Origin of the sequence: Streptomyces sp. NPDC079020, assembly GCF_044542225.1 — a bacterium.
Taxonomy (GTDB): domain Bacteria; phylum Actinomycetota; class Actinomycetes; order Streptomycetales; family Streptomycetaceae; genus Streptomyces.
The window spans coordinates 96,223-102,719 of the sequence record NZ_JBITUB010000022.1 but is presented as its reverse complement, the minus strand read 5'-3'; the positions used below and the strand labels follow the sequence as shown (position 1 = coordinate 102,719).

At 69.7% G+C, this 6,497-nt stretch carries 5 protein-coding genes; 2 read left to right on the top strand and 3 right to left on the bottom strand.

Going from position 1 to position 6,497, the window contains the following annotated elements; all coding sequences use genetic code 11:
- Window positions 1–158 precede the first annotated feature (158 nt).
- A complete protein-coding gene (locus tag ACIGJO_RS32265) occupies window positions 159–1,787 on the top strand; it encodes a GDSL-type esterase/lipase family protein (protein ID WP_399964308.1) in 1,629 nt (542 codons plus the stop codon).
- Window positions 1,788–2,098: 311 nt separating this feature from the next.
- Here the strand turns inward: ACIGJO_RS32265 and ACIGJO_RS32260 are convergent, their stop codons facing one another.
- From ACIGJO_RS32260 to ACIGJO_RS32250, 3 genes are all read right to left on the bottom strand, one after another.
- Window positions 2,099–3,733, bottom strand: coding sequence for a family 20 glycosylhydrolase (locus tag ACIGJO_RS32260; protein WP_399964306.1), 1,635 nt, complete (start codon window positions 3,731–3,733; stop codon window positions 2,099–2,101).
- 92 nt (window positions 3,734–3,825) lie between these two features.
- Window positions 3,826–5,106: an MFS transporter gene (locus tag ACIGJO_RS32255; protein WP_399964304.1), complete on the bottom strand. Its 1,281-nt coding sequence runs from the start codon at window positions 5,104–5,106 to the stop codon at window positions 3,826–3,828.
- Between the two features lie 130 nt (window positions 5,107–5,236).
- Window positions 5,237–5,884 (bottom strand): fibronectin type III-like domain-contianing protein, encoded by a 648-nt coding sequence (locus tag ACIGJO_RS32250; protein WP_399964302.1) that lies wholly within the window; start codon window positions 5,882–5,884, stop codon window positions 5,237–5,239.
- On the opposite strand from ACIGJO_RS32250, the gene ACIGJO_RS32245 reads away from it, so the two are divergent.
- Complete coding sequence (locus ACIGJO_RS32245; RefSeq protein ID WP_399964300.1) at window positions 5,858–6,304, top strand: TetR family transcriptional regulator C-terminal domain-containing protein; 447 nt, start codon at window positions 5,858–5,860, stop codon at window positions 6,302–6,304. The genes ACIGJO_RS32250 and ACIGJO_RS32245 overlap by 27 nt on opposite strands.
- Window positions 6,305–6,497: the final 193 nt, after the last annotated feature.

Here is a 6,497-nt window from a genome sequence, read left to right as displayed (position 1 = left end):
TCCACGGTCGAGTACCCACACCCTCACGAACGGCCGAATCGTCACACCGGTTACGCCCCACCAGCACACTTCAACAAGATCGTGTTACGAGCTCTATCTACCTGAATTACACGAGTGGCTCCAGCGCCTTCGCGTATCCCAAAGCAGTGGCGGACCGGGTGAATGAGAAGGTCCTCGGGCGGCTGATGAGAACCCAGTACCGCACCGGCGAAGTGCTGATGGACTATCCCGGCTACGCGATGATCAACACGATCATCGCCGCGAACCGGCCCTGGACCAACCCCGAGTGGAACGTACCGCGGTTCGCGGTGATGCCGCTGGGCGACTCGATCACCTTGGGCGTGGGCAGCGGCGCCCGGACCGGGTACCGTCCCGCCCTGGCCGCGAGCCTTACTGGGCATACGAGCACGCTGGAGTTCGCGGGTTCGCAGGTTGACGCGGACGGGGCCCGCCACGAGGGGCATTCGGGCTGGCGTATCGACCAGTTGCAGGCGAACGTCGAGACGTGGCTGGCCGGGGCGAAACCCAACCTCATCACGTTGCACATCGGCACCAACGATATGAACCGCGACTACCAGGTCGCCACCGCACCGCAGCGGCTGGGCACGCTCATCGATCAGATCCACACGGCCTCGCCCGACACCACGGTCGTGGTCGCTTCCCTGGTGCCGGCCACGGACCCCGTGGTCCAGGCCCGCATCGACACGTACAACACGGCGATTCCGGGGATCGTCGCAGACCGTGTTCAGCGCGGGTACAAGATTTCGCAGGTCAGCATGAGCGCGCTGACCACCGCTGATCTCAACGACAATCTGCATCCCAACAACGCCGGCTACACCAAGATGGCGGCTGCGTTCCTGGGCGGCATCGCCACCGTCACCGGCAAGGGCTGGATCAAGGAGACTGTGGAGGTCAAACCCGCCCCGCCCGGCCAGGCGGCGCAATTCGGCGACTCCGACGTGGACATCAACGGGGATGGCCGGGCCGACTATCTGGTGCTGGAGGACAACGGCGCCGCCCATGCCTGGCTCAACACCGCCGATCCCACCACGGGCACCGTCAAGTGGGTAGACCAGGGCACCATCGCCTCCGGCTCCAGTGCCTGGACGGCCGACCAGGTCCGCTTCGCCGACATCGGCGGCGACGCCCGCGCCGACTACCTGATCGTGGACCCCGGCAACGGGGCGGTCCGCGCGTTCATCAACACCGGCGGCAACGGCCGCGGTGGCTGGCAGGACAAGGGCATCATCGCCACCGGTTCCAGTGCCTGGACCGGCGGCCAGGTGCGGTTCGCCAACGTCGGCGGCGACGCCTACGCCGACTACCTCGTCGTGGAGGCCAACGGCGCCACCCGCGCCCTCCTCAACACCACCGACACCACCACCGGCATCGTCAAGTGGGCCGACCAGGGCACCATCGCGTCCGGGTCCAGTGCCTGGACGGGCAGCCAGGTCCGCTTCGCCGACATCGGCGGCGACGCCCGCGCCGACTACCTGGTGGTGGATGACAACGGCGCCACCCGAGCCTTCGTCAACATGGGCGGCAACGGCCGCGGAGGCTGGGACAACCGGGAGTACATCGCCACCGGCTCCAGCGCCTGGACCGCCGGTCAGGTCCGCTTCGCCGACCTCAACGCCGACGGCCACGCGGACTACCTCGTTCTCGACGACAACGGCGCCATCCACGCCTGCACCCACACCACCGACACGGCCGGGACCATCTCATGGGCCGACCAAGGGATGATCGCCACCGGTACCGGATCGCCCGGCTACCGCGTCCGCATCTGAACCCAGTCCCGCTCCGCCCGCCCGGTCACACCAATGACCGTAGTACGGCGGCCCGATGCCCCGACGCTCTCCGCGCCGGGGCATCGGGCCGTCAGCCTGGGCCGCGGCTACCGCGGCACCGACCGCATCACCGCGATCGTCCAAGCCGTACTCGTTCTCCACCGCGCATCAGCGGGAGGTGGGCGAGGGCGCACTCCCGAAGACGACGCCCCTGCGCTGATGGGCACGGCAGGACGCCGGGTCGACGCCGGCCATGTTCCTGCTGAGCCAGGAAGCTCGGGGCCGCATGGCCCGCGGCACCTCCGGACGTGTCACCGCGCGACCGAGTGCGGAACGGCTTCGGCCCAGGGGATGTCCGTCCCGGCATACCAGGTGAAACCGGGAGCACGCCAGAGCGGGGTCTGCCGGGCGAGCCGCTCGCGCAGGGTCGCCCAGGGGGTCGGGGCGAGCGTCCAGGCGCGTTCGGCGATCAGCGGGAGGCGGGGCAGGAGCAGGAGGTGCACGTCGTTCTCGTCGCTGACCGTCTCGCCCCACACGGCGGCCTCCACGCCGGCGATACGATCGGGGGCGATCTGGTCGGTCAGGGTGTCGGGATCCCATTCGAGGGATTCCCGGACGGCGGCGGGCGGGTAGCCGCGGTGCCCGATCCGCTGCCTGCTCGGTTCCTGCGCGGGGTCGCAGCTCACTTCCGCGTAACGGCGGTCGAGGTAGGTGGCCGAGACGGGGGAGAGGAGGACCCATGCGTTCTGCTCCCGTGCCCGGGGCAGATCGGCGGCAGACTTCTCGTACTGCTCCAGGACCATCTCGAGCGGCACGCCGGGGAGTATCTCGCCGAGCGTCCCGTTGCCGGTGACCTCCCGGAGACGGTCGAGCTCGATCCAGTACTGGACGACCGAGCGCGGGGGGAGGTCGCCGCGGGCGATCTCCTGCCAGCCGGCAACCTCCTTGCCCGCCCCGGCGACGACGGCGGCGGCGCGACCCACGAACGCCGCATGGGCGTCGGGACTCATCGCGAAGGCCTCGTCGCCACCGATGTGGATGAAGCGGCCCGGGGTCAGTTCGGCGATGTCCCCGATGACGTCCTCGACGAAACTCCAGGTGCTCGCGGATTCCGGGTCGGGCATCCGCTGGGCGAAGCCCGCGACACCGGGGTTCTCCGGCTGCTCCTTCACACCGAGTTCCGGGTGGGCGCGGAGGGCCGCTCCGCTGTGACCGGGCATGTCGATCTCGGGAACGACGGTGATGAACCGGGCGGCGGCGTAGGTGACGATGCGTGCGTAGTCGGCCCGGGTGTAGGACGGGCCGGCCGCGGGGTGGTCGGTGAGCCCCGGCCGTGAGGGCAGCTGGACGCGCCAGCCCGGGTCGTCGGTGAGGTGCAGGTGCAGGGTGTTCAGCTTGTAGAGGTCGAGGAGGTCGATGACCCGCTCGACGGCTTCCACGCCGAGGAAGCAGCGGGCGACGTCCAGGGACAGGCCCCGCCAGGCGAATCGCGGACTGTCGAGAATCCTGGCGCAGGGGAGCCGGACCGTGTCCTCCTCACCGTCCGGGTCCCCGCCGGTGACGGCGAGCTGCGCGAGCGTGACGAGGCCGCGGTGAATGCCCTCGTACGCCGTCGCGCGCACGGTCACGCCGGTCGGGGTGATGGTGAGCTGAAAGCGTTCGGCGATCGCGTCGTCCGCGGAAGGGCGGATGCCGCGCGGTACGGGCAGGGCGTCGAGCTCCGGGAGCTGTTCGCTCACCTCGATGAGCAGGGTGTTCTCCCCGGGTCGGTCGCCTGCCCGTCCGTCCGGGGCGGCTGCCGTGGTGGTGGCGCGGCCGAGCCGGACTCCTGTCCAGGCTGTCAAGCGCTCGCGGAACAGTTCGTAGGCGGTGACCGCGCCGGGGTCGGTGACGGTCACCGAGGTCGTCGCCGACAGGGGGAACGTCCCGGTGAGCGGATCGGTCACGGCGGGGGGTCGGGATGAGGTTCATGTGCGGGGTCCTTCGGTAGGCCCGTGCGGCAGCAGGGGATGACGATGTCCGGCGGGGTGCGTGGCGTTCAGCGCACGCTTTTGACCCGCAGGATGCAGAGGGCGGCGAGGATGCCGAAGACCGTTCCTATCGGGAACAGTGCGGCGTAGCCACCGGTGGCGACGACGACCGCGCCCGCGACACCGGGTGCCAGGATCTGCGGAATCGTCACGGCGATGTTCACGACGCCGAGGTCCTTCGCGTGGTCGTGCTCCGAGGGCAGGACTTCGGATATCAGGGCGGTGTCGACAGCCTGGAAACAGCCGAAGCCGATCCCGCCCACCCCGGCCATGAAGAGCATCCCGGTGACGGTCGGGGAGACCAGCGGAATGAGCACGGCGGCCGACACGAGCAGGCTCGCGGCGACGACGAAGACCTTGCGCCGCCCGATCCGGTCGGAGATCCGTCCGGCGGCCAGGGTCGAGGCGAAGAGGCCGACGACCATGACGACGCCGATCAGCGCGACCACGTCGACGGCATCGTCGCCGAGGCCGATGTAGTCCTGGAGGATGTACAGCTTGTAGCCGAACACGATGTAGTAGCCCGCGTAGGCGAACAGCCGGCTGATGAACGCCCAGGCGAAGTCCGGGTTCTTGACCGGGTTGACCCAGTAGGCGCGGGCGAACGCCCGGAGGCTGAACCGCACCGGTGGCAGGTCGCGGCTCGACGTGTCCGGGCAGATGATGACGTACAGGGTGATGGTCACCATGACGATCCCCGCCAGCAGGAGATATCCGGCCGGGATGTTCTCGGCGAAGGCGGCCACGTAGATCTGACCGCCGAGTGAGCCGAGCATCGCGCCCAGCCCCCACACCGACGCGAACGTGCCGCGCAGGGTGCGGGGAACACGGTCCGGCATGACGGCGGTCATCGGCGAGGTGGCGAGGCCCAGCCCGAGCTGCACCGTCACCCAGGCGATGGTGAGGGTGACCCCATCGTTCGCGACGGCGAGGCCGATGAGGGCCAGGCCACCGGTGAGCGCCCCGAGAGCCATCCACGGGGCTCGCCGGCCGAACCGGCTGCGGGTGCGGTCGGAGAGGGCGCCGGCGATCGGCTGAATCAGCATCGCGGCCACGGCGCCGCTCGTGGTGACGACGGCCAGCATCGCCACCTTGTGCTCTTGGCCGTAGATGTCCTGGACCTGGAGCGCCAGGAGGATCGAGGGCACCGAGCCCCAGACGAGCGAGATGCTGAACGAGGCCGGTCCGAAGAGCGCGAGAAGCCGCCCCGAAGGTCGTCGGATGCCGCCGATGCGAGGCCGCTGGCCGGGCTCTGCGGGCTCTGTCCGGGTGCGCTGTTGTTCGCTCATGGCCTCTGCAATCGAGTGGAAACGGAGCAGGAGAAAGCCGGAGAGGGAAACCGGGGCGGAAGTGTGCCCGAACGGATTCGTCGGGCAGGGAGGGAGAGCGGAAGAGGGGGAACGGGGGCGTGGCGTGCGCCTACGCGTTGGCCTTGGAGATCAGGGCATCCAGTGCCTGTTCGGTCAGGCCCGTTCCGGGAAAGCTGCCGATGCGGGAGAGGGGGATGGAGGCGTACCGGGCGAGCACCTCCGGATCCGACAGAGTGCGCGACATCTCGCTCTCGCCGAGCTTCTGTTCGAGGAACGAGGCGAGTATCCGGCCGCCGCGGGGATGAGCCATGCACTCGCCGATCGTCGAGTCGCGGTGGAGCGGCCGCACCGGCTCGGTCACCCGCACATCGACACCTGTGGCCAGCGGCAGGTCACGTGAACTGTGGCCGACGTGGATACCGACCGTGCCGGACTCGACGTACCACTGCCTGAATTCCGGGTGGAAGTAGGCCAGATCGCGCCAGGTCAGCGTGAGCGTCACTGCGCGGCTCTCACCGGCGGCGACCTCGGCCGGGGCGAAGGCGCGCAGCTCACGCACCGGGCGCCGCACCTTGGCGCTCGGCGCCTCGTCGTAGACCTGGACGACATCGCGGCCGTCGCGCGTACCGGTGTTGGTGACCGTGACGGTCACGTCGATCTCGAGCTGCTCATCGCTGCCGCGTACTTCGGTACGCAGATGGGAATGCTCGAAGATGGTGTAGGACAGGCCGTGTCCGAACGGGTAGCCGACCTCCATCTCACGCGCGTCGAACCAGCGGTAGCCGACGAAATCATCAGCCGCCTGACGGAACGGATCGACTCGATCGATCCCGAGGGCTTCTCGCTCGACCGGTTCGCGGAACTCCTTCCCGAACCCGAGACCGGTGAACGGGACTGGTTCCTGGTGACCGCCGAGTTCACGCTGCACGCCATCCGCGACCGGCAGGCCGCCTGGATGCTCGCACGCCACGACGCGCGGCTGCGCACGCAGATCGCCCGCGCCCTGACCGAATGCGTGCGCGGTGCGGGCCTCGCTCTCACCGTGGATCCCGAGGAGTTCGCCCGGCTGCTCATCGCCGTCCGGGAAGGGGAACTCGCTCGGAGCTACGTCGAACCCGATCAACTGCCACCCGGTGAGCTCGGGCGCCGCTACCTCGCCCGCTCCTGTCCGCCGTGACCGTACCGGTGGGTGACGCGCCCCTGCCCGGGACGCCCGGACCGGTTGGAGGCTCCTCGCGTGAAGGCTCCACGGGCGCGCGGTCGTAGCGCCCGTCGGACCCGGGGTGCGGGGCGCTCGGGCCGGACGTCCGGGGCGACGGCCATCAGGGGCACGTCTGCCGGGAAGATGTCCGGACAGCGGGGCCGGCGGC